Origin of the sequence: Enterococcus sp. (genome assembly GCF_032555305.1) — a bacterium.
GTDB lineage: Bacteria > Bacillota > Bacilli > Lactobacillales > Enterococcaceae > Enterococcus_A.
This window is the reverse complement of sequence record NZ_JAWGOQ010000027.1, coordinates 31,472-55,811: the sequence shown is the minus strand read 5'-3', so window position 1 is coordinate 55,811 and position 24,340 is coordinate 31,472. Positions and strand designations below refer to the sequence as shown.

General features: G+C 40.2%; 21 protein-coding genes, 2 tRNA genes and 1 other annotated feature. Of the genes, 19 read left to right on the top strand and 4 right to left on the bottom strand.

Annotation, left to right across the window (positions count from 1 at the left end; all coding sequences use genetic code 11):
* Positions 1–7: 7 nt before the first annotated feature.
* The 5 genes from E6139_RS17395 to E6139_RS17375 all read left to right on the top strand — a co-directional run bounded on the left by E6139_RS17395 (position 8) and on the right by E6139_RS17375 (position 3,654).
* A complete protein-coding gene (locus tag E6139_RS17395) occupies positions 8–904 on the top strand; it encodes a PTS mannose/fructose/sorbose/N-acetylgalactosamine transporter subunit IIC (RefSeq protein ID WP_216410372.1) in 897 nt (298 codons plus the stop codon).
* Entirely contained in the window at positions 891–1,700 is an 810-nt protein-coding gene (locus E6139_RS17390; RefSeq protein WP_316404671.1) for a PTS system mannose/fructose/sorbose family transporter subunit IID, read from the top strand. Before E6139_RS17395 ends, E6139_RS17390 begins: the two co-directional genes overlap by 14 nt.
* Positions 1,701–1,746: 46 nt before the next feature.
* On the top strand, positions 1,747–2,151 hold the full coding sequence (locus tag E6139_RS17385; protein WP_316404669.1) for a PTS fructose transporter subunit IIA: 405 nt from the start codon (positions 1,747–1,749) through the stop codon (positions 2,149–2,151).
* Between the two features lie 125 nt (positions 2,152–2,276).
* Positions 2,277–2,870 (top strand): helix-turn-helix transcriptional regulator, encoded by a 594-nt coding sequence (locus E6139_RS17380; protein ID WP_316404667.1) that lies wholly within the window; start codon positions 2,277–2,279, stop codon positions 2,868–2,870.
* Positions 2,871–2,976: 106 nt separating this feature from the next.
* Positions 2,977–3,654: a phosphatase PAP2 family protein gene (locus E6139_RS17375; RefSeq protein ID WP_316404665.1), complete on the top strand. Its 678-nt coding sequence runs from the start codon at positions 2,977–2,979 to the stop codon at positions 3,652–3,654.
* Positions 3,655–3,656: 2 nt separating this feature from the next.
* Here the strand turns inward: E6139_RS17375 and E6139_RS17370 are convergent.
* Both E6139_RS17370 and E6139_RS17365 read right to left on the bottom strand, forming a co-directional pair.
* Positions 3,657–3,729, bottom strand: a tRNA-Thr gene (locus E6139_RS17370).
* Between the two features lie 99 nt (positions 3,730–3,828).
* Entirely contained in the window at positions 3,829–4,998 is a 1,170-nt protein-coding gene (locus tag E6139_RS17365) for a serine hydrolase domain-containing protein (protein ID WP_316404663.1), read from the bottom strand.
* 120 nt (positions 4,999–5,118) lie between these two features.
* On the opposite strand from E6139_RS17365, the gene E6139_RS17360 reads away from it, so the two are divergent.
* The 6 genes from E6139_RS17360 to E6139_RS17335 all read left to right on the top strand — a co-directional run bounded on the left by E6139_RS17360 (position 5,119) and on the right by E6139_RS17335 (position 10,666).
* A tRNA-Asn gene (locus E6139_RS17360) sits at positions 5,119–5,192 on the top strand.
* Positions 5,193–5,676: 484 nt separating this feature from the next.
* The gene (locus tag E6139_RS17355) at positions 5,677–6,648 is read left to right on the top strand and encodes an acyltransferase family protein (RefSeq protein ID WP_316404662.1); all 972 of its coding nucleotides are present in this window, start codon (positions 5,677–5,679) and stop codon (positions 6,646–6,648) included.
* Positions 6,649–6,704: 56 nt separating this feature from the next.
* Positions 6,705–8,033, top strand: a complete 1,329-nt coding sequence (locus E6139_RS17350; RefSeq protein WP_316404661.1) for a C1 family peptidase — start codon at positions 6,705–6,707, stop codon at positions 8,031–8,033.
* Positions 8,034–8,296: 263 nt separating this feature from the next.
* On the top strand, positions 8,297–9,082 hold the full coding sequence (locus tag E6139_RS17345) for a tyrosine-protein phosphatase (protein WP_316404659.1): 786 nt from the start codon (positions 8,297–8,299) through the stop codon (positions 9,080–9,082).
* A 12-nt stretch (positions 9,083–9,094) separates the two neighbouring features.
* On the top strand, positions 9,095–9,928 hold the full coding sequence (locus E6139_RS17340) for a fructosamine kinase family protein (RefSeq protein ID WP_316404658.1): 834 nt from the start codon (positions 9,095–9,097) through the stop codon (positions 9,926–9,928).
* Positions 9,929–10,666: an acyl-[acyl-carrier-protein] thioesterase gene (locus E6139_RS17335; RefSeq protein ID WP_316404657.1), complete on the top strand. Its 738-nt coding sequence runs from the start codon at positions 9,929–9,931 to the stop codon at positions 10,664–10,666.
* A gap of 63 nt (positions 10,667–10,729) precedes the next feature.
* On the opposite strand, the gene E6139_RS17330 is transcribed toward E6139_RS17335, so the two are convergent.
* Entirely contained in the window at positions 10,730–11,704 is a 975-nt protein-coding gene (locus E6139_RS17330; RefSeq protein WP_316404656.1) for an asparaginase, read from the bottom strand.
* Positions 11,705–11,793: 89 nt separating this feature from the next.
* On the opposite strand from E6139_RS17330, the gene E6139_RS17325 reads away from it, so the two are divergent.
* The 3 genes from E6139_RS17325 to E6139_RS17315 are packed head-to-tail and all read left to right on the top strand — an operon-like array spanning position 11,794 to position 14,001.
* Positions 11,794–12,624 (top strand): DUF72 domain-containing protein, encoded by an 831-nt coding sequence (locus E6139_RS17325; protein ID WP_316404654.1) that lies wholly within the window; start codon positions 11,794–11,796, stop codon positions 12,622–12,624.
* A 13-nt stretch (positions 12,625–12,637) separates the two neighbouring features.
* Positions 12,638–13,474 (top strand): Cof-type HAD-IIB family hydrolase, encoded by an 837-nt coding sequence (locus E6139_RS17320; protein WP_316404653.1) that lies wholly within the window; start codon positions 12,638–12,640, stop codon positions 13,472–13,474.
* Positions 13,475–13,488: 14 nt separating this feature from the next.
* Positions 13,489–14,001, top strand: a complete 513-nt coding sequence (locus E6139_RS17315) for an HAD family hydrolase (protein ID WP_316404652.1) — start codon at positions 13,489–13,491, stop codon at positions 13,999–14,001.
* Between the two features lie 26 nt (positions 14,002–14,027).
* On the opposite strand, the gene E6139_RS17310 is transcribed toward E6139_RS17315, so the two are convergent.
* Positions 14,028–15,380 carry an aspartate kinase gene (locus E6139_RS17310; RefSeq protein WP_316404651.1) on the bottom strand — a complete coding sequence of 451 codons (1,353 nt, stop codon included), beginning with the start codon at positions 15,378–15,380 and terminating at the stop codon, positions 14,028–14,030.
* Between the two features lie 316 nt (positions 15,381–15,696).
* Here E6139_RS17310 and E6139_RS17305 point away from each other — a divergent pair, with 316 nt between their 5' ends.
* From E6139_RS17305 to E6139_RS17285, 5 genes are all read left to right on the top strand, one after another.
* Positions 15,697–17,418, top strand: coding sequence for a septation ring formation regulator EzrA (locus E6139_RS17305; protein WP_316404650.1), 1,722 nt, complete (start codon positions 15,697–15,699; stop codon positions 17,416–17,418).
* Positions 17,419–17,690: 272 nt separating this feature from the next.
* A complete protein-coding gene (locus E6139_RS17300; RefSeq protein ID WP_316404649.1) occupies positions 17,691–18,833 on the top strand; it encodes a cysteine desulfurase family protein in 1,143 nt (380 codons plus the stop codon).
* 12 nt (positions 18,834–18,845) lie between these two features.
* The gene (thiI, locus tag E6139_RS17295) at positions 18,846–20,054 is read left to right on the top strand and encodes a tRNA uracil 4-sulfurtransferase ThiI (RefSeq protein WP_316404647.1); all 1,209 of its coding nucleotides are present in this window, start codon (positions 18,846–18,848) and stop codon (positions 20,052–20,054) included.
* 259 nt (positions 20,055–20,313) lie between these two features.
* Positions 20,314–20,949: a redox-sensing transcriptional repressor Rex gene (locus tag E6139_RS17290; protein ID WP_316404646.1), complete on the top strand. Its 636-nt coding sequence runs from the start codon at positions 20,314–20,316 to the stop codon at positions 20,947–20,949.
* Between the two features lie 33 nt (positions 20,950–20,982).
* Positions 20,983–21,193 (top strand) — a binding site (T-box leader).
* A 371-nt stretch (positions 21,194–21,564) separates the two neighbouring features.
* Complete coding sequence (locus tag E6139_RS17285) at positions 21,565–24,204, top strand: valine--tRNA ligase (RefSeq protein WP_316404645.1); 2,640 nt, start codon at positions 21,565–21,567, stop codon at positions 24,202–24,204.
* Positions 24,205–24,340: the final 136 nt, after the last annotated feature.

Here is a 24,340-nt window from a genome sequence, read left to right as displayed (position 1 = left end):
TAAATAAATGGATATCTTATGGTGGCAGATCTTATTATTAACATTATATGCAGGGTATCAAATTTTAGATGAGTTACAAATTTATTCATCACTTAGTGCACCAGTGTTTGCCGGATTGTTTGCCGGTCTAGTGATGGGGGATTTAAAAGCCGGACTTATTATTGGTGGTAGTATGCAATTGACCGTACTTGGTGTTGGTACTTTTGGTGGGGCGTCAAAAATTGATGCCAACTCAGGAACAATCTTAGCAACAGCTTTTTCTGTGGCTTTAGGAATGAATCCAGAGCAAGCAATCGCGGCAATTGCAGTTCCAGTTGCCAGCTTGATGATCCAATTAGATATTTTGGCTCGTTTTGCCAATACGTATTTTGCACATCGAATTGATAAATTAGTCGAAGACATGAATTATAAAGGGATTGAACGAAACTTCTTAATGGGTGCCATTCCTTGGTCATTTTCTCGTATGATTCCCGTTTTTCTAGCGTTAGCATTTGGTGGCGGCTTGGTAGAAAAAGTTGTTGCTGTATTGAATGGTGATTTGAAGTGGTTAGGTGATGGATTATCTGTAGCCGGAGCAGTTTTACCAGCAGTTGGGTTTGCCATTCTATTACGCTACTTACCTGTGAAAAAACACTTCCCTTACTTGATTCTTGGATTCACGTTAACAGCGTTACTGGGAACAGTCTTTACTAATATGCAAGTTTTAGGAACGGGTGTTGCGGGAGTTGTGAAGAACTTCGAAGGAATCTTCAATTCACTTCCAATGCTAGCAATCGCATTAGTTGGATTTGCTTTAGCAGCAATTAGCTACAAAAATGGGCAGATGATACCAAATTCTCCAGCCCCTAAAGATGTTGCTTCGAATGATTCAGATGAAGGAGAGATTGAAGATGACGAAATCTAATTATAAGTTAACGAAGGAAGACTTTAAGCAGATCAATCGCAGAAGCTTGTTCACTTTCCAATTAGGCTGGAACTATGAACGGATGCAAGGATCTGGCTACCTTTATACAATCTTGCCACAATTACGCAAGATATATGGTGACGATACTCCTGAACTAAAAGAAGTGATGAAAACCCATACACAGTTCTTTAACACTTCAAACTTCTTCAATACAATTGTCACCGGGATTGACTTGGCGATCGAGGAAAAGGAAGGTATTGGCGGGAAAGATACTGTCTCAGGTCTAAAAGCGGGGTTGATGGGACCTTTTGCGGCGATTGGTGACTCGATCTTTGCAGCACTAATTCCGACGATTTTTGGAGCCTTAGCAGCCAATATGGCAATCAATGGGAACCCAACCGGGATTTTCATTTGGATCATCGCACAAATCGCGGTAATGATCTTCCGTTGGAAACAGTTGGAGTTTGCTTATCGTGAAGGGATCTCTTTGGTTACCACGATGCAACATCGTTTAACTGCCTTGACTGATGCTGCAACCCTGTTAGGGGTCTTCATGGTGGGAGCATTGGTTGCTACTATGATCAATGTGAAATTATCTTGGGCACCAAGTATTGGTGATGTGACGCTGAATATGCAAAACAACCTTGATATGATTTTACCGCGTTTGTTGCCAGCGGGTATTGTAGCTGCAATTTATTGGATGCTTGGTAAAAAGAACATGACTTCTACTAAAGCGATCTTTATTGTATTAGTAGTCTGTGTTGCACTGTCAGCTTTAGGTGTGATTTCTAAATAGAATGCAGGGTAAAATATAGATATTCGAATGAACGAGGAGCGAATCAATGAGTAAACAATTAGTTTTAGTGAGTCATGGACTCTTCTGTGAGGAATTAAAAAAGAGCACCGAAATGATCATGGGGCCGCAGGAAAGTATTCATACAGTCAGTTTGCTTCCTTCAGAATCAGCGGAGGATTTTCGAGTAAAATTTGAAGCAGTTATCGCTGAGCTGGATGATTATATTGTACTTGCAGATCTGATGGGCGGCACTCCATGTAATGTAGTGTCTCGTATGATCCTAGAAGGTCAGGCAATTGATTTATACGCAGGAATGAATATGCCGATGGTGATTGATTTCATCAATAGCGAATTGATCGGTTCAGAGCTTGCATTAGTCGAAGCTGCCACAAGCAATATTTGTCATGTGAATGAGCGAATCAGCAACGACGACGATGACGAGGATGAATAAATTCGAACGAAACTATCGTTAAACGAGTAAGCCAGGGAAATTATTCTCTGGCTTTTTCTGTCTGCAAAAGTTTCTTTCTATTATGGTATGATTTATATAAATTTCGTTTATTTAGGAGAATCAATGTGGATTTTAACGAGAAATTGAAGCAATTACGCCAAAATAAAAAATGGACTCAAGAAGAATTAGCTGGAAAACTATTCATCTCAAGAACCGCAATCTCGAAATGGGAGTCAGGACGAGGATTTCCTAGTATTGAATCGTTGAAAGCAATCTCTCAGGTTTTTGAGATTTCGATCGATGAGCTGCTTTCCAATAGCGAATTGATCTCTATTGCGGAAAAAGATAAAGCGCAGCAGCAAAAAAGATTTCAACATCTGTTAATGGGAATTTTAGATTGTATGGTGGGTTTATTGCTCCTTTTACCTATTTTTGGGAAAGCCCAAGGGGAACGGATCACATTTGTTAACATGTGGCAGTTGTCTCCTGAAACGTTGACCTTGAAGATCATTCTTTCATTTTTTGTTATTTTAACTATGCTGTATGGAATTTATGAATTGATTGTTTCTAGACGAGAGCAGCGAATTGTAATAACTATTTCGCTAATCTCAACCTTATTCGGCATCCTCCTTTTTATTATGACAAGGCATCCTTATCCGGCTGCTTATCTATTAATGATCTTGGCAATCAAGGGTGTATTCCTATTAAATAGCCATTGACACGCATCGTCACCTCTCTGTGACGATGCGCTTCTTTTTGTCTGTAAGGGTCTCTGATACTTTGAGTTTGGATAGATTCCAAATAGATGAGTTAGGAGAGAGGATTATGAAAGAGAAGACGAGACAATTAAAAACACCGATAGGATTATTTTTACTGTTTATTTTATACACGATTTGTTTGACCCTGATCGATGTACAGAAAGTTGGGCCACGAAATTCGGAGATAGGATTCGCGACAATGAATCAATATCTGTTAAAAAAAATCGGAGTTAGTTCATTTTGGTATCAAGTGACAGAAGTATTGGGGTTTTTTCCATTACTGATGATGGGATATTTTGCTTTACGCGGCTTTTTGCAGTTATGTGGGCGAAGGAAACTTACGCTGGTTGATCGAGAAATTCTCAATTTAGGATTTCTTTATGCTGGGGTTGCTGTTTTTTATATTCTTTTTGAAAAAGTCGTCATTAATTATCGGCCAATTTTAGTGGAGGGGCAATTAGAGGCCTCTTATCCATCCAGCCATACCTTTCTTGCGATCACGGTATTACTGTCAGCTTTTTATGTTTTGAAAAAAGATGAGGGGAGATTCAAACGAATAATCGCTTATGTGAGCCTGATAGGAATGTTTGGGATCATTATTGGAAGAATTTTGTCTGGCGCACATTGGGTAACCGATGTTTTTGGCGGTATTCTATTGGGGCTGTCACTTGTCAACTTCTATACAGCAGCCAGTAAAAGCCATGTTAAGCACAAAAAAAGAACGTTGATTTCTCAACGTTCCTAGGAAGCCACCTGTCGGGCTTGAACCGACGACCTCTTCCTTACCATGGAAACGCTCTACCAGCTGAGCTAAGGCGGCATAGTTATTTAACACAAGATATAGAATAGCGAAGTAAGGACTATTTGTCAACTGCTTTGGCAGAAAAAAAACAGGTATTCAATCGTCTGAAAGCTTTATTTATAACAAAGTCGTCGCTGGTTCATAAGCGACGACTTTGTTGTATAAATTGGAAGCAAGATCATTGTATCCTTTTGCTTGATTCCATACGTTTGATAGCAAGATAATCCCGCTTTGACCATCTTTAGAAAAATCAGCAACTGTTTCAAAGCGTGCTTTAACACCTCGTGCATGGTAGCTAAGTGACATGTTATAAATTCCGCTAGCGTATTTTTCACCCGGATAAGTATGCCACAATTCCGTTCGCTCTTGATCAGTCAAAAATTGATTATTAAAGAGATTCTGAAAATAGTGATATAAATCTTCAGCTGACATAAAAACATTTCCTGTCCCAAACTCATCGGCATAAGAAGATACGGTTGTTGGTGCGTAGATCGGTCCAATAGCACTCTGTGAGTAGGAGAGGGCTTGCTCTTTATTAGTTTCTGAATAAAAACTGGTCTCATTTAACTTCATTGGTTTTTTTAGCAGTTTTTCAAAGAGTGAGTTATAGTCATTTTGATATACTTTTTCTAAAATTCCTGCCAGTAAAACATAATTAACTGGCTGATAAGAATAACCAGCGTTCGGTGCCACGGTTGTTTGGCGAATCGTCTCAGACAGAATCTCTTTTGTATTGGTTGTATTTAAAGCAGCCACTTTTTTTTCGTTGACACGCAGGCCAGAGCTCATATTCAGCATGTCTTTAATAGAAATATTGTTACTGTTAGGAATCTGTGGGAAAAAGGAGCTGAGTTTTTCGTCTAAGGCTAGTTTGCCAGCTTTGACAGCCTGCATAATCAAATAAGCCGTTTGACCTTTTTGGACTGAGCCGATACAGTATTGAGTATTGATCGTATTATGAATTCTTTTTGCCTGATCCTTCCAGCCATATGCCTTATTTAAAATGATTTGGCCGTTTTTAAAAACCAGAGCTGTTCCGCTGAAATTTTTTTCGACTAAAGCTTGTTCAATGCTGGCTGATAAACTATTTTTTGGTTCAGTAGGCTGAGAATTTACAATTGTTTTTTGCGCCAAGTTTTCTGTTTGCGCTGCCTTTTCAGACGCAAGATGTTCTTTTCGGACGTAATCAACGTAGACTCCGCTTAGTATTAGGATAAGTATCAGCAGGAGTGATATAGTGAATTTTAGTTTGATTTTTTTTCTTCTTTTCCGATGGCGTCTTGGCATAAAGATTCTCCTAGCTTGTACTAAAGTACTTTCACTTTTAAAGCTCAAAAAAATGCTCATAAATATGCAAAATTAGGATTGCATCATGAAATAAAAATTGATATTATAGTAAAGTATTCTTCCGGCATAGCTCAGTTGGTAGTAGCGCATGACTGTTAATCATGATGTCGTAGGTTCGAGTCCTACTGCCGGAGTTCTCAGAGACGATCAATCGATCGTCTCTATTTTTTTACACCTAAAAAGTGAATTTTTTATGAATAAAAAGCTTAATTATGAGGTAAATATTGAGGAAAGCGTGACCTTTTTTTTAAACTAGTTCAATCCCTTTGAACCCTTCAAAAATCCTCGTTATACTGACTAGTGAGGATGTTCGTTCAACTTTGCCAGTTCTTCTTTACGCTTTGTCAGTTCTACTTCCTGCTTTAGTAGGTTAGTAGAATGATATGTCTTCGAAAGTCCAGATAAATTCTTTTAAGAATTTATCTACATAATTTTAGAGAAGACTAGCGTATTTAGAAGAATAGTATGCGCACGAGAATCTTACGAATTAAAAATTCGTACTTATTTACGAGTTAGCTCGTAAAATAGCAGGGAAACGCATTAGTTGAATGGTATACAGCATTCGAATCGAATGATTTTTTCTATGGAAATTCATTCTTTATTACGAGGAGGAGAACGATGGAAAAACGCGATGCCTTTTTTGACAACGCAAAACTTTTCTTGATGATCTTAGTTGTGTTTGGTCATTTTCTGCAGCCGTTTGCAAATGACCATCCCATATATAACGATTTATACTACTTTATTTTTACCTTTCACATGCCGGCATTTATCCTAATTTCGGGGTACTTCGCCAAAAGCGGTCCCAAACCCATTATGAGTTTAGTAAAAAAGCTGCTGCTTCCATATATCTTTTTCCAACTACTTTATTCCGGCTATTACACGCTGATTGGTCTGCAGGATTCTTTTAGTTTCGATCTAGGAATTCCGCAATGGTCGCTATGGTTCTTATTAAGTCTGTTCTGTTGGAATGTTCTCTTACACTTGATCAATAAGTATTCTGTAAAAAAAGTCCTGATCGGCAGTGTGATCGTGGCATTGTTAGTCGGTTATTTTCCGGTCTTTGATCGCTACTTGGCGATCCAACGGACGCTAACGTTTTTCCCATACTTTATGGTAGGATATGCAGTTCCGAAAAGTTGGATTGAAAAGTTAAAAAGTTATCCTAAAAAATGGGTCGCGTTGTTCCTATTTGGTGGACTGTTCTTATTTATCCAAGGAAATGATTTCATTAACAAGTATTGGGTATTTGGCTCCAAGCCCTACGAAGATTACTTGAATCATCCGTTGCTTGGTGGACCACAGCGTTTGATCTTTATGGCAGCAGGTCTGATTGGGATCGTTGCGTTCTTACTATTGGTTCCAAAAGAACGTCACTTTTTCTCTAGTTGGGGGAAGAATACGTTGACCGTTTACCTACTTCACGGTTTTCTAGTAAAGGGACTTCGAGCCTTAGATCTAGATTTTGAAATCAGTTCGTTAGAAGTCCTTTTATTATTTATTGGCAGTATGCTGCTGACTGTACTATTATCAAGCAAACGTGTCGGACAGTGGATAAAAAAAGGGAAACAAGTTTTACAGCCGAGCTTGTAAACTAATTGTCTCTTTGCCCTATTAAGCGTAAAATGAAGGGCAAGGAGGCTAAATTTATGTCAAAAATTACTAATGAACGAACTCAAGCTTTTCACGAAGCTTTTGAAAAAAATTCTAAACAAGTCGCACTGCAACGAGGCGTAGTGAAAAACGGTATTCGGGCCTCTGCAGAGAATGTGCAGACACATGTTGAAAATACCCCAGTTTTTTCTATCGATCTTGCAACAGGGAAAGTAGCGAATCAAAAACAATCGGGGCGTTGCTGGATGTTTGCAGCACTTAACATCTTCCGTCATAAAATGTTGACATCATTCCAATTGAAGGACTTTGAGCTTTCTCAAAACTATACGTTCTTTTGGGATAAATACGAAAAGGCAAATTACTTCTATGAAAATATTTTAAATACGGCAGAGCAGCCAACGACAAGTCGCGAAGTGGCCTTTTTACTGCAGGTACCACAACAAGATGGCGGCCAATGGGATATGATTGTTTCACTTTTTCAAAAATATGGTGTCGTTCCGAAAAGTGTAATGCCAGAAAGCAGCAATAGTTCAAATTCACGTGATTTAAACAATTACTTAAATAAACTATTACGGAAACACGCTGTCTTATTGCGCCAGATGGTGGCGGAAGAAGCGACCGAAGAAGAAATTCAAGCAAATCGCGAAGCCATGCTACAAGAGGTTTACAATCTTTTAGCAATCTCATTGGGAACACCTCCAACTGAATTTGATTTCGAATATCGCGATGAAGAAAAGAATTATCATTTGGATCGAAACTTAACACCGCAAAGCTTTTATGAAAAATACGTCGGTGTTGACTTGGATGAGTATGTCAGTATCATAAATGCGCCAACTGAAGACAAGCCCTTCATGAAGTCTTATACGGTCGACATGTTAGGCAATGTCGTCGGTGGTAAACAAGTTAAATATTTGAATCTTGAAATGGATGAATTCAAAGAATTAGCTGTAAAGCAGCTGGAACAAGGTGAATCCGTCTGGTTCGGCTGCGATGTTGGTCAATCATCGACTCGAGACAGTGGGATCATGGCTTTAGATGCGTATGATGTGGAAGATCTGTTTGATGTTGATTTGACGATGACTAAGGCAGAACGGTTAGACTATGGAGAAAGTTTGATGACTCACGCGATGGTTTTGACTGGTGTTGATCTAATTGATGGTCAAGCGAAAAAATGGAAAGTCGAAAACAGCTGGGGTGAAAAGGTTGGCGAGAAAGGCTTCTTTGTTATGAGTGATGAATGGATGGACGAGTATACTTATCAGATCGTCGTTCGTAAAGAATTTTTATCAGAAGAACAATTAGCCGCTTTTGAAGCAGAACCAACTGTTTTAGCTCCCTGGGACCCTATGGGGGCGTTGGCGTAATCTAGTCAGAAATATAATAGTATAGTAGCGAAAAGAAATTTTAGATAGCCGTTGTTATCTAAGATTTCTTTTTTATCGAATAAGGAGCAATGGTAAAATAACCTGTTCTCCATTGTTTTGTTGCTTGTAACAAAAGCGTTTTCTTTTTGGTTATGCTATACTTTTAGCAAAAAGGATGTCAGTTCAACTTTTTATAAGTTGCTCATTAAGAAAAACAGTATTCAAGACTGGGTACTCAAAAAATGAAAAAGGAGGTTGGTTGGATGTCTAAACATTTAGCTGTTCGGCACGCAGAAAATATGCGGGAATTGGGTGGTTATAAAACGAAGGATGGCCGGAAAATCGCTCATCACAAATTGATTCGTTCGGCAGGAATCAATCATATCGATACGCAAGATAAAAAATATTTAAGCGAATATGGAATCAAAAAGGTCGTTGATTTTCGTTCAATCGAGGAACGGGATTCTCAACCGGATCAAGAAATTCCAGAAGCAAAGAATATTTTCTTGCCAATTTTTCCAGTTGAGGAAACAAAAACTGCTTCAGCTTCACCTAAAAAGATGATGCGCCGGATGCAGAACGGGGAAGATGCGTATAAGCAAATGGTCGAGGTTTATAAACACTTTGTGATTGACGATCATGTACGGGGGCAATACCGCAAATTTTTTGATTTGGTGCTTGATAATTCAGGTGAGAAGGAAAGCTTACTCTTCCATTGTACAGCTGGGAAAGATCGGACAGGTTTCGGAGCGATGCTTTTATTAAGCAGCTTAGATGTGAATCAAACAACGATCACAAAAGACTATTTGGCAACAAATCGTTACTTAAAGAAAGCTGTCGAGGAAATGTATCAAAAAGCTGTAAATGCCGGTGTTCCAGCAGAATCCTTGACTGGAATCGAAGACATGATGTCAGCTAAAAAAGCTTATTTACAAACCAGCTTCAAGCTAATCAAGGAACATTACGGCACGATGATGAACTTCATTCATGAAGGAATCGGCGTGACCAAACAAGAAATTGAAGATCTGAAAAAAATATATTTGTTGTAAGGAGCTGACGAGATGGATGGATTGCTAAAGCATTTACAGTTACAATCGAAGGCAGTACCGATCGGCGGCGGAGATATTAACCAGGCGTATCGGGTGACAGATGGAAAACAGGATTTCTTCTTGAAATATCATCCCCAGATGTCCGCAGATTTTTTTCAAGCAGAGGTTGATGGTTTGGCGGAATTAAGTACGACGGTGCGCGTACCCAAAGTTTATCAACATGGGAGCTTTGAGGACGAGGCATTTCTGCTGCTGGAATGGATCGAACCTGGCGAGGGAGACCAAAAAGATTTGGCACACGAACTGAGCAAGCTTCATCAGATCAAAGCAAATCAATTTGGGTATAAGAGAAACAATTTCATGGGTCTGCTTCCTCAGATCAATAAGCGTTCGAATGATTGGTGGAATTTTTATTTTACCAATCGTTTAGAGGTTCAGATTAAGATCGCGAACGGTCGAAATCATTGGACCACACGTCGAGAAAAAAATTATCAGTTATTTAAAGAGTGGGTTTATAAAAAATGGGGTACAATGTCATTTGAACCAACCTTGTTACACGGTGATTTTTGGAGTGGCAATACTTTTTTTGATACCCATGGACAACCTGTGTTTATCGATCCAGCAGTCTCTTACGGACATCGAGAAATGGATCTTGCTATGTCGCAGCTTTTTGGCGGTTTTCGTCAGGAATTTATCGACAGCTATCAAGAAATATCACCGATGCGAACAGGTTGGCAAGATCGACTAACGATCTATCAACTCTATTATCTACTAGTCCACCTGAATATGTTCGGTGAGAGCTATGGAGATGCGGTAGATCGTGTCTTAGCTTTAGGAGGAAAGTAATTGGGAAAAAGATACACCTTGCATCACGAGGTCGCATATTACGAGTGCGACATCAATCAAAATATGACATTTCCTGCGCTGTTGAGTGTTGCTATCAAAGCCTCATCGGATCAAAGTGATGAGTTGGAGCGGGGAACTGAGTATCTTAATAGTTTAGGGATTACATGGGTGATCACGCAAACGGAAGTAATGATCAATCGATTACCGCAGGTTGGCGAAAAGATTACGATCGTGACTGAACCAACAGAATTCAATCGTTATTTCTGTTACCGCAGCTTTTGGGTCTACGATGCCAACGAGTCTGAATTAGTGAAGATCGATATGTCCTTTGTCTTGATGGATATTGAAAATCGGAAAATGAGCAGTGTTGACGCGGAACTGATGGCACCTTATGAATCACCGCAGGTCAAAAAAATTCGCCGCTGGCCAAAAATTGAAAAAGTCGAAGGGGAACAGCATCAATTGTATCACGTACGCTATTACGATCTCGACAGTAATCATCACGTCAACAACGCGATGTATTTCAACTGGCTGATTGATGTGCTTGGGTATGATTTTATGACACGGCATGAACCTACTTATGTGAATGTGAAGTTTGATAAAGAGGTATTATATGGCAATGATATCGAGAGCTTCTATGAAGTTGTCGAGGATGACGAAGTCAAGACTCGACACGAGATCCGTCTTGGGGATCAGCTTGCGTGCGAAGCCAATATTTTATGGCAAAAAAGAAGTTGAATCGAAATTTTTTCGATCCAGCTTCTTTTTATTTGTTTGAATTCAATTTCTGTATGCAGAGTTTTATTCTTCCATAAATTGTTTCAATTCTTCTTTTGAAAGCTGAGCATTCAATGCAATCAACAATTTTAAACGCGCTTTTTGACTATTGATCCCGTTACAAAAGATTACACCATGCTGGGCCAATTCGACTCCGCCGCCGTGATAATCGTATACTGGTTCAGCGATCCCGTTGAAACAACGGGAAACCAATACGATGGGCAGCCCTTTTTCCAATAAATGATAAAATGGCGGCAACGTTTGCGGCGGCATATTTCCTGCTCCCAAGGCTTCGACTACTAGACCATCGACAGTGATACCTTGATCAAGTATTTCAAAGAAATCTCCCTGCATGCCAGCAAATACCTTAACGATTGGGATCATGGCATCGAAGCTGTCGATATCATACCGAGTTGTTTTAGGCAGCTCTTGTTTGAAAAGAATCTTTGATTTGGTTACTAAACCGATCGGTCCTAATGTTGGCGTTCTAAAGGTTGCCACATTGGTTGTGTGTGTTTTGGTCACATAACGAGCACTGTGGACTTCATCGTTCATAACGACGAGAACACCTTTGTCAACAGCATTTTCAGATGCGGCTACTCGGATGGCACATTCAAAGTTGTAGAGGCCGTCACTGCCCAGTTCATTGATGGAACGCATCGCGCCCGTTAAAATAATAGGCATTAAATCGCCAATTGTAATTTCTAGAAAATATGCTGTTTCCTCCAAAGTATCGGTTCCATGAGTGATGACGACACTGTCCAAACCTTCTTGTTTTGCTGCTTTGATCCGCTCCTTTAACTGGAACATTGTCTCAACAGTGATGTGGGGAGAAGGCAGGTTTGAAAAATCTTCCACGATCAATTCGATATCAGCGGGCAAACGTAATTCTTGTCCGGCTGCTAGTAATGGATTTTTTTTATCTGGTCGCACCGCACCGTCGGCATCTTGACTCATTGAGATCGTTCCGCCTGTATGTAAAATTAGAATCCGTTTCATCTTCATTACTCCATTCGTTATTAGCGCATTGTAGCTAATTTTTTGCTATGCTTATTGTATACTATGAAGCAGGAGGAGGCTAGGATACTATGATTCGAATTGGATTAACTTCTTTTAATGAACATAGCAGTTTGACTGGTAAAAAGACCTCTTCTCTATATGAGTATGCTGGTTATTTACCACTGGTAGAATTAGATACGAACTATTACGGTATTACTAGGAAAAGTTCTGTTGAAAACTGGCTGACACAAGTTCCAGAGGATTTTCGTTTTGTGGTGAAGCTATACGGCGGATTCACTGGTCAAGCCAAATGGCAGGATAGCTATTCCTCAATGGTGGAGATGCAGAAGCATTTTTTGGAAACTATGCAGCCAATGATCGAAAGTAAAAAGTTATTTTGCTTTTTAGCGCAATTTCCGGCACAATTTAAGTGTACGAAAGAAAACGTTGCTTATTTAGAAACACTGCGGGAATTGTTTGATGATTTGCCGCTGGCGATCGAGTTGCGAGATTATAGCTGGTATGCTAAAGAATTTGTCGAAAAAACTAAGCAACTAATGAAATCTTTGAATTTCAGTTTAGTAATGGTAGATGAACCGCAATTGCCAGATACAGTGCCGTTAGATACCACAGTGACAAATAAGAATTTCAGCCTTTTTCGTTTTCATGGAAGGAATCAGGCTTATTGGAATGACCGAACAGGCGACTGGCGTAAGAAACGAACACTGTATCGCTACAATGAAGCTGAGTTGAAGATATTAGGTGAAAAAATCCAGCGAGTTGCAAAAGAAACTGCTGAGGTCGGTGTCATTTTTAACAATAATTCCGGTGGGGATGCTGCGGATAACGCGATGCAGTTGAAAAAAATTTTAGCGTTGGATTATGAAGGATTAAATCCAAGTCAAATGGATCTATTTTAAATGAGGGAGACACATGATAAAAGCCATTTTTTTTGATATTGATGGAACCTTGATTACAGGTGATTCAAAAATATTAGATAGTACACGTGAAGCGATTCGTTTAGCCCAAAAGCAGGGGATTTTTTGCGGTGTTGCAACGGGTCGAGGCCCGGTGAAAATCGAAGAACGGATCGAACAAGTACCTCTGGATGTCTTTGTTATGTACAACGGACAGATGGTGTACACAAAGGAAAAGGATATTTATCTGCGTCCTTTTTCAGCTGAGACATTGCAGCGGATCGTTAATTTTGCGGATGATGAGCATCGCCAAATTATTTTTGGCGGGCGGCAACGAGTTGATGGCAGTCATTTGATGAAATGGTCGCAAAATTCTTTGCTGAAAAAAATTGCTGGCTGGATGCCTAGGTGGTTTCCTGTCAGACCGACACGCAGATTATTACAGTCCTTTAGTCCGAATCGTCAAAAAGGACGATATAAAAAGCTATCGATTTTACAGGAACCCATCTATCAATGTGTTCTTTTTAGTGCGGAAAACGAAGCCCAACGCTTACAGGAATTATTGCCGGACTGTTCCTTCCAGCGTTCCAACCCCTATTCTGTTGATATTGTTCCTAAAAATGGTTCGAAGTATCATGGAATCTTGGAATTTACTAAAGCTGCCGGAATCGCTCCAGAAGAGGTAATGGCCTTTGGTGATCATTACAATGACATTGAGATGATCCAGAAAGTCGGGATTGGAGTGGCGATGGGAAATGGGTTGCCTGAGGTCAAAGAACAGGCTGATTATGTGACCGCAACGAATGAAAAAGACGGCATTTACCAAGCATTAAAGCATTTTGAGATTATTTAATGGAGCGAATGACAATGAATGAACCTTACCAAATGGCACGCGAATTTCATGAGACGTTTTCACCGGCTCCTCCAGAGCAGCCAACAGCATTTTCCAAGGAACGCGGAAGTTTTCGTGCGGGTTTTAAGGCTGAAGAAATTGTGGAATTCTTATATGGAGTAGCTGAAGGTGATGAAGCGGAGTTTAATGATTTAGTGGAAAAACTCCACGAAAGCGTGGATCAGGCGAAGAAAAAAGTTTTAGCAAAAGGTGAAGAAATAGCTGATCCGCTGATTACAGAAGTCGATGCATTGACGGATTTGCTCTATTTTACTTATGGATCATTTGCGCTGATCGGTGTTGACCCTCAACCGATTTTTGAGATTGTTCATCGCGCAAATATGGGCAAGCTGTTTCCAGATGGCAAGCCCCGGTACCATCCTGTAACAAATAAGGTGATGAAGCCGGAAGACTGGCAAGACAAGTATGCTCCCGAGCCTTTAATCAAAGACGAAATAGATAAGCAAAAAGGAAAAGCCGCAGAGTAACGGCTTTTCCTTTTTAATACAATGTTTTAATCGAAAAAGGTGTAATACAGTGATCGTACAGCCAAACGTTCTTGTTCGCTGCGGATTGCGAAGATGATACTGCGTTCATCTGCACCTTGAGAAATCATTCGCAGGTTCACATTTTTGCGAGCTAGAGCCGCGGTACTGTCAGAAGTAGTGCCAGGTCTTTCACGCATTCCCTCACCTACGAGTGCGACCACTGAAAGGCCATGCTCGATTGACAACTGGTCAGGCTTGATCTTTTCTTCGATTTGTTTCATTAATTCTGCCTCGATATCCCGAGTCAATTGACGTTCACGTAAAATAATTGAGATATCATCGATTCCTGACGGCATATGTTCAAAACATATATTTAAATCCTCCAGTATTTGCAGAATCCGCCGAACGATCCCAACTTCTCGGTTCAACAGGTATTTGCCAACAGTTATTCCACAGAAGCCGCCGTCGCTGGCAACGCCTACGACTTCATTACGGTTTTCATTATCAAATGATTTTTTGATCAATGTCCCTTGGCAGTCCGGATTATTCGTATTTTTGATGATTACTGGTATCTGTGCCTTGAAGGCTGGCATCAGCGCTTCATCATGAAAGACAGTAAAACCGGCATAAGTCAATTCACGAATCTCACGATAGGTCGCGTATTCGATCAGTTCAGGATCGTGAATATATTTAGGACTGGCTGCGAAAATACCGTCCACATCCGTAAAGTTTTCGTACATATCGACCTGTAGCCCAGCTGCTACGATTGAACCGGTAATGTCTGAACCGCCTCGAGAAAAGGTACAAAGATGTCCATCAGTTGTATAGCCGAAGAACCCAGGGATAATTAATATTTCATCAGAATCGCGCCATTTATAGATCTTCTCATAGGATTCCTCTAAGATCCGGGCGTTTTGTGGTTCATTAGAAACAGTGATGCCGAGCTCTTTTGGATTGATGTAGCGGGCGTTTGTCCCGCTCTTGCAGAAACATGCAGCAACTAATTGCGCGTTCAAGTTTTCTCCGCTTGCTAAAAAGCTGTCTAAGGCATATGGATCCGCTTCATCATAATTTTCTTGAAGCTGCCGTAATTCAGCACTAAAGTTTTTTTCAATATTGTCATCGACCTGAAACTCTGCCGCAATCTCAGTATAACGAGCCACGATTTCACGGATCAATTCGTCAGTTTCATGTTTGTAGACAACAGCATTATAAAATTGAATCAATAAGTCGGTGACTTTTTTGTCTTTATTGGTTCGCTTTCCTGGAGCAGAAACCACCACGAAACGACGATCAGGGTCGTCAGTAACGATCGATAAGACTTTTTTTAGTTGTTCAGCCGAAGCTACCGAGCTTCCGCCAAATTTGATCACTTTCACTTTAATCACCTCTTATTTTAATGTGGCTTTAATATTATCTGAAAAGTCGTGCAATTTCAAGGGGATTCGGCGCATTCCCGAATAGAAAATTTAATAAAATTACAATTTTCTTAAATTTATAGTAATTGAAGCGGTCTCTAAAAAATGCTAGTATGAGGAGTGACTGTGCGGTAAACATTTCGTAGCGATTTGGAAACTAGCTAGTGAAGAGGAAAGTCTTTTGTGTTATAATCTACGTTAGATGTTTTCGCCAAAAAACAGATAATAGTGAACCATTAAATAAACTGAATCTTGATAGTTGAAAGGAAAATCATACATGGGAAGTAATGTAATCATAGGGATCGTTATCGGCTTAGTCATTTTGGCTGCCGTTTTATACTTGATTGGTTATCTGATGAAGAAAAAAAATCAAGAACGCTTAAAAGAACTTGATAAAAGGAAAGAAGCGTTATTCGATCTTCCTGTCGTGGAAGAAGTCGATGAAGTGAAAAAAATGCACCTTGTCGGCCAAAGTCAGAATACTTTCCGTGAATGGAACCAAAAATGGACAGATGTCTCGACGAAATCTTTCGCTGAATTGGAAAGCCAAATTTTTGAAGTTGAGAGTCAAAATGAAACCTTCCGTTTTATGAAAGGCAAATCAGCGATCGAAAGTGCTGAGCGCACGATGAGTGAGATGGAAGAAGAAGTTGAAGGTATTCGTGTCGGATTGAAGGAATTACGTGAGACAGAAGAACGCAACTCATTAGCCGTCCAACAGGCCTTAGATGTTTTTGAGGAATTGAAAAAGGATCTTAAGGAAAAGAAAGACAGCTTTGGACCTGCTTTGCCAGAGATTCAAAAACAAGTTAAAAATGTCGAAATCGAATTTACTCAATTTGTAACCTTGAATACTTCAGGTGATCCAATCGAAGCACGTGAAGTATTAGATGATGCAGAAAAGCATACTTACGAAGTGCAAGAAACAATGCAAAAAGTTCCTGAGATTTATGAAGATTTAGAAAAAACCTTCCCAAGCCAAATCGAAGAATTAGAGAAGACTTACAAGAAAATGATGGTAGACAATTTTGTTTTACCAGAAGATGATTTTGAAGAACGCTTAGATAAAGTTAAAAAACATGTTGAGCGTTCCCTAGAGGATCTAGAGAAAATCGAGCTTGGAACAGTTGAAACTGCCAACAAAGAAACGGCTGAGTTGATTGATGATTTGTATGCAGTATTAGAAAAAGAGTTTGAAGCGAAAAAATATGTTTTGACGAATCGCAAGACGATTGGAGAATATATCACCCATGCTTCTCACAACAACCATCAATTGATGGTTGAACTGGATCACACTTCTCAAAGCTACGCACTAAACAACAATGAATTAGGTCGTGCTCGCGGGTTCCAAACGGAGATCGAGGAGTTAGAACGTCGCAACCGCAACATGGAACCACAGATCGACAAACACGAACTCGCTTTTTCGGAAGTTCAAGTCTTTTACAAAGATGCATTTAAAGTCTTAGACGATATTGAAACAAAACAAGTAGAGATCGATGATGACTTGCATGATTTACGCAAAGGTGAAAAAGAAGCCTCTGAAAAAATCGAGAAATATGAATTCCGTTTACGTAACTTGAAACGTTATGTAGAGCAGCAACGTTTGCCTGGTTTGCCAGGTGATTACTTAGAGTTCTTCTTTGTGGCAACGGATCGTGTGGAAGAGTTAAGCAAATCATTGAATAAGATCCGCATTAACATGCAGGATATCAATAAATTAGTCAGCCTTTGTGATGAAGACATGGAGATGTTGGATCAAAAGACTTATGATTTAGTCGATGCAGCAGCATTAACAGAACAAATGATGCAATATGCGAATCGTTACCGTCATACCCATCCTGAGATCAAGGCTGCGATCGAAAACAGTTTAGAATTGTTCAATAAAGAATATCGTTACCAAGATGCATTGGATGAAATCGGTACGGCTTTAGAGCGAGTTGAGCCAGGGGCGTTCAAACGAATCGAAGATTTCTATTTTAATAACCGAGATTTAGTATAAGTCGAGCGATATGCTCGGCTTTTTCTTTTGCTAGTTGCTGTAATTGTAGTTTATATGAGTGTGAGCGCACTCTATTTTTTTGTGGTATTCGAAACATACTATATAACGAAATGGTATACACTGGGAAGAACCCTTCTCCTAAATGAGTTCATAGAAAGTAGCAAGTTATTAGTAGTGATAGTTTATGAAACTCTTCTTATTTGTAAGGATTACTTGAAGTGTAATAGCATTCTCGCTATAATAGGAAAGAATTTTTGAAGGAAGGTCAGAGAATGATTTATTTTGATAACAGTGCGACGACGGCAATTTATCCATCAGCACTTGATACATATGTAAAAACCAGTCAACGCATCATGGGGAATCCCTCAAGCTTGCATGACTTAGGAACACAAGCGAACCGCTTACTGCAGCAAGCGCGGAAACAGATCGCAGAATTATTGGATGTGCAAGCCGATGAAATCTTTTTTACCAGCGGCGGTACAGAAGGCGATAACTGGGTGATAAAAGGTACAGCCATTGCAAAGCGGGAGTATGGAAACCATATCATCATTTCTAGTGTAGAACATCCAGCAGTCAGTCGCACGGCAGCCCAGTTGAAAGAACTTGGTTTTGAAGTCAGCGTTGCGCCCGTGGACAGTAACGGCTTTGTCCAAGTCGATAAATTGGCCGAGTTGATTCGTCCTGAAACGATCTTGGTTTCTGTTATGGGAGTCAATAATGAGATGGGAGCAATCCAACCGATTGAAGCTATCGGTGAAGTTTTGGAAAACTATCCAACCATTCACTTTCACGTAGATGCTGTACAGGCGATTGGAAAAGTGGAACAAGCAAAATGGTTAACGCCTCGAGTCGATTTTGCGACGTTTTCCGCTCATAAGTTCCATGGGCCGCGCGGCGTCGGCTTTATCTATTGGAAAGCTGGCAAAAAGTTGGCACCACTATTAACTGGCGGCGGACAGGAAAACGGACAACGGGCAACAACCGAAAATCTTCCAGCGATCGTTGCTATGAGTCGGGCGTTGCGGCTGCACATCGAGAAAAAAGCCGAACGCCCAAACCATACGGCAGTCATTCGCCAATATTTAAAGGAAGCTTTAGCGACCTATGATAAAGTAACAATCTTCTCTGGTGACGAAAACTTTGCCCCTCATATTTTAACTTTTGGGATCAAAGGAATACGGGGAGAAGTATTAGTTCACGCTTTAGAGGAAAAACAGATTTTCGTCTCAACTACGAGTGCTTGTTCTAGTCGAAAAAAAGTGGACAGTTCAACGCTGCACTCGATGAATGTACCTCATGAAATCGCGACAACAGCTGTGCGTGTCAGCTTAGATGAAGCGAATACGATGGCAGAGGCAGAGCAATTTATGGTGGTATTCAATCATCTTTACGAAAGATTTTCGAAAATTAATTAAAGGAGAATGATCGTGCAATATACAGAAATTATGGTGCGTTACGGTGAACTATCGACGAAAGGCAAAAATCGTCGTAGCTTTATCATGCGTTTAGCACAAAATGTACGTGGGGCATTAGCAGAGTTTCCTAATCTAAAGATTCAAGCGGATCGTGATCGGATGCATATTTTACTAAATGGCGAAGACAGCAGCTTAGTTTTACCGAAACTAAAAAAAGTTTTTGGAATTCAAACTTTTTCACCGAGTATTCGAGTGGAAAAAAATCTGGATGCCTTAAAACAGATGACGCAGCAAATTATGAAAGAAATTTATACAGGAAAAGAAACGTTTAAAATCACGGCAAAACGCAGTGACCATAGCTTTGAGTTAGATAGTCATGGTATCCAGCAATTTCTAGGGGATGCAGTGATGGATGTTTGCCCAGAAATCCAGGCCCAGATGAAACGTCCAGATATCAATCTACGCGTTGAGATTCGCCGTGACAGTGCCTATCTGTCTTATGAAACAATCAAGGGTGCCGGTGGATTGCCTGTTGGCACGAGCGGACGCGGAATGCTGATGCTGTCTGGCGGGATCGATTCTCCGGTGGCTGGCTATTTAGCGATGAAACGAGGAGTGGAGATCGAAGCGGTTCACTTTGCGAGCCCTCCTTATACTAGTGAACAAGCGTTACAAAAAGCGAAAGACCTAACAGAAAAATTGACACCCTATGTGGGTGGCATTCAATTTATCGAAGTACCTTTCACAGAGATTCAAGAGGAAATCAAAGCCCATAGTCCGCAAGGCTATTGGATGACATTGACACGTCGGATGATGCTGCGTTTGACAGATGCGATTCGTGAAATGCGCCATGGGTTAGTGATCATTAATGGAGAGTCACTTGGGCAAGTAGCATCACAAACCTTACATAGTATGGTAGCTATCAATGAGGTGACAACAACGCCGATCATTCGTCCAGTTGTAACGATGGATAAAACCGAAATTATCGAATTGGCCGAAAAAATCGATACCTTTGAGTTAGCAATTCAGCCCTTTGAAGATTGCTGTACAATTTTTGCGCCACCTCAACCGAAGACGCGGCCAAAACTAGAAAAAGTTTTGGAACTAGAAGAGCGCTTCGACATCGAAGGATTGATGGCTCGTTGCTTAGCTGGATTGAAGATTGAAGAAATCACTCCTGCTAAGGTAGAAAAGAATACAGAATTTGCAGACTTTTTATAGAAATTTGAGCGAGAAAGGACACTTTCTTGCTCTTTTTTTGCAAAAGATTGTTATTGCTTTTTTTACATGTTAGAATTATTTATGTGAAGTGTTTAACAAAGAGTGTGTCAAACTAATTAGAAAAAATTATTACACTAAAACGAACAAGGATGCCAGTTTCCCTTCCTACTTTAGCAGGTTAGAGGAATGGTATACGGCGTGAGAATCAACCTAATTTTTGAAAAAAATTATTACATTAAAACGAACAAGGAGTACGATCATGGAACGGATCATTCAAAAGCCACAGTTATCGAAAGCAACAACTAAAAGATTATCTTTGTATTTGCGTTGTTTGAAAGGATTAGAAAAAAATGGGGTTACCCGCATCAAATCTTCCGAGCTTAGTAAAATGACTCAAGTCGGGTCTGCGACGATTCGTCGTGATTTCTCTCACTTTGGTGAACTTGGGCGCAGTGGATACGGTTATGATGTCAATGACTTGATTAAGGTTTTTAGTGATATGCTGGAAACAAAGGAAGAAAAAAGGATCGCTTTAATTGGTTGCGGTAATTTAGGGCAAGCACTTTTGAACAACAACTTTCGCCGCAATGAAAATTTGAATATTGTTTGTGCTTTTGATAATGATCCCGAAAAGGTCGGCAAAGAACTTTGTGGTTATCATATCTATTCGATTGATGAAATAAATGATGTGTTAGCTAAAGAAAATATCACGGTTGCGATTTCAACTGTCCCGAGTCAAAATGCTCAAGAGGCGATTGATCAAGTGGTGGCTAACGGCATTACAGCTATTTTAAATTTTGCTCCAGATCCGTTGAAAGTACCTGAGAATGTCCATGTTCATTATATTGATTTGACCTCAGAATTGCAGACATTGATTTACTTTGACAGACAGTAGGGCTTTACAAGTTTCTGACTTCATTGTAGAATGAGTCAGACGATGATCAAGAGGAGTACATGAGCAACAAAGTAGTAGAGAGAAGATGCCTGGCTGAAACATTTTCACTTTGACTCATGGAAGGTAGCTTGGGAGTTCTGCGATCTGAAGTAAGTAGGAACGCACGGCACATGACCGTTATACATGTTTGAGCGGCAGATTATTTCTGCAATTTAGGTGGTACCGCGTATTTTACGTCCTAGAACACAATTGTGTTTTAGGGCTTTTTTGCGAGTCAGGCTTTTTGCAGTTTGTCATGCTTGAAACTTAATAATAGTTTTTTACAAATTAGTGTACAGCCAATTTAGCCTGATCGTATGCGTACGAAGATAGATTCATTTTTCAGTTTTTTTGGAAAATGATTTCATCTACTATGAGCTAGCTGTCAGTTCTGTTTTTGTACTTTGAGTCGACTGCGGGCTTTATCGTGACTAAAAAAATCGTATGCGATGACAATCAAGGTTATTTCTCGAAATTTTCGAAAAATAGTCTTTTGTGCAGGAATTTGCCCCGATTTGTTTCATCTAAAGAAAATTTGTATCGAAGTTTTATTCATTAATTTTAGGAGGAACCAATATGACTGAAAATTTACCAACAAAGTTCAATCCGCAAGAAGTTGAAGCGGGACGCTACCAAAAATGGCTAGATCAAGATTTATTCAAACCATCAGAGGATAAACAAGCTAAACCTTATTCGATTGTTATTCCGCCACCAAACGTAACTGGAAAACTACACTTAGGCCATGCATGGGATACAACGTTACAAGATATGATCATCCGTCAAAAACGGATGCAGGGCTTTGACACTTTATGGCTACCTGGGATGGACCACGCGGGTATCGCAACACAAGCAAAAGTTGAAGAAAAATTAAGAGAACAAGGTATTTCCCGTTATGATCTTGGTCGTGAAAAATTTGTCGATCAAGTTTGGGAATGGAAAGAAGAATACGCTGGACATATTCGTGAGCAATGGGCGAAGCTAGGTTTATCTCTTGATTATAGCCGTGAACGCTTCACGCTTGATGATGGATTGTCTGATGCGGTTCGCAAAGTTTTTGTTTCTTTATACGAAAAAGATTTGATCTATCGTGGAGAATACATCATCAACTGGGACCCGCAAGCAAAAACGGCGTTATCTGATATTGAAGTGATCCATAAAGATTTAGAGGGTGCCTTTTATCATGTTTCTTACCCGTTAACTGACGGCAGCGGCGTGTTGGAAATTGCGACAACTCGTCCAGAAACCATGCTAGGGGATACTGCAATTGCTGTACATCCTGATGATGAGCGTTATCAAGATTTAGTCGGTAAAACAGTGATTTTACCATTAGTTGAAAAAGAGATTCCGATTATTGCGGATAGTTATGTAGAACGTGAATTTGGAACAGGGGCGGTAAAAATTACACCAGCCCATGACCCGAATGATTTTGAGGTTGGTAATCGTCATAACTTACCGCGGGTCAATGTAATGAACGCAGATGGAAGTATGAATGAACTAGCCGGCAAATATGCAGGAATGGATCGTTTTGAAGCGCGTAAAGCGATTGTTGCCGATTTGAAAGAAATCGGTCGTCTGATCAAGGTTGAAAAAATGGTTCACAGCGTTGGGCATTCAGAACGTACTGGCGTTGTTGTAGAACCGCGTTTATCGACTCAATGGTTTGTTAAGATGGGGCCGCTAGCTGATCAAGCAGTAAAAAATCAAGATACGGATAACGCGGTGGAATTCTTCCCGCCACGTTTCAACAACACATTTATGACCTGGATGGAAAATGTTCACGATTGGGTAATCTCTCGTCAATTATGGTGGGGCCATCGTATTCCAGCTTGGTATCATAAAGAAACCGGCGAAATGTATGTGGGCATGGAAGCTCCTGTTGACAGTGAAAATTGGGAGCAGGATCCAGATGTATTGGACACATGGTTCAGTTCGGCGTTGTGGCCATTTTCTACAATGGGCTGGCCGGATGAAGACAGCGAAGACTACAAACGCTATTTCCCAACCAGCACGTTAGTTACTGGTTACGATATTATCTTCTTCTGGGTTAGCCGAATGATCTTCCAAAGCTTGGAATTTACAGATGAACGTCCATTTAAAAATGTTTTGATTCACGGTTTGATCCGTGACGAGCAAGGTCGCAAGATGAGTAAATCATTAGGCAATGGGATTGATCCTATGGATGTCATTGAAAAATACGGCGCCGACGCATTACGCTGGTTCTTATCAACCGGTTCTGCACCTGGTCAAGACGTGCGTTTCAGTTATGAAAAAATGGACGCTGCTTGGAACTTTATTAATAAAATCTGGAATGCCTCTCGTTTCGTAATCATGAATGTTGAAGGCTTTACAGCTGAGGATATTGACTTCTCTGGTGAGAAAACAGTGGCAGATCGTTGGATCTTGACGCGCTTGAATGAAACCATTGAAAAAGTGACGAACCTATTTGATCAATTCGAGTTTGGTGAAGCTGGGCGTCAATTGTACAACTTCATGTGGGATGACTTCTGTGACTGGTACATTGAAATGAGTAAAGAAATTCTTTATGGGGAAGATGAAGCGGCTCAACAAACGACAAAGAGTATCTTAGTTTATGTATTGGACCAAACCTTGCGCCTATTACATCCGATCATGCCATTTGTGACAGAAGAAATTTGGGCGAAGATTCCTCATACTGGCGAATCATTAGTTGTTGCAGATTATCCAGTGGTTCATCCAGAAAACAATGATGAAACAGCTGCAAAAGGAATGGAAGTTTTGAAAGAGCTGATTCGTTCGGTTCGGAATATTCGGGCTGAAGTAAATACGCCGCTTTCAAAACCGATCACTTTATTGATTAAAACGAATGATGCAAAAGTCGATGAATTCTTAATCGAAAACACCAGCTACATCGAACGCTTCTGTAATCCAGAAAAATTGGTGATTGCAAGCGACATTACAGCACCTGATTTGGCGATGTCTGCTGTATTGACTGGTGCAGAGATCTATCTGCCATTAGCTGGCTTGATCAACATTGAAGAAGAGATCAAACGTCTTGAAAAAGAATTAGCAAAATGGAACGGCGAAGTGAAACGCGTTCAAGGGAAATTAGCAAATGAACGCTTCGTGGCAAATGCACCTGAGAACGTAGTAGCTGAAGAACGGGCGAAAGAAAAAGATTATTTAGAAAAACAAGCGGCTGTCCAAGAACGGATCGAAAGCTTGCGGACAATCTCTTAAAATATTCAAACGAAATAATGGATGTGACTTTACCATGGTCGCGTCCATTTTTTTGACGAGTATGAGAAATGAGAGTAGTAATAGTTAAGAGTTTTTCGTTTTTTAAAAGATTTAGTCTGTGCTGCACAATCTTTCT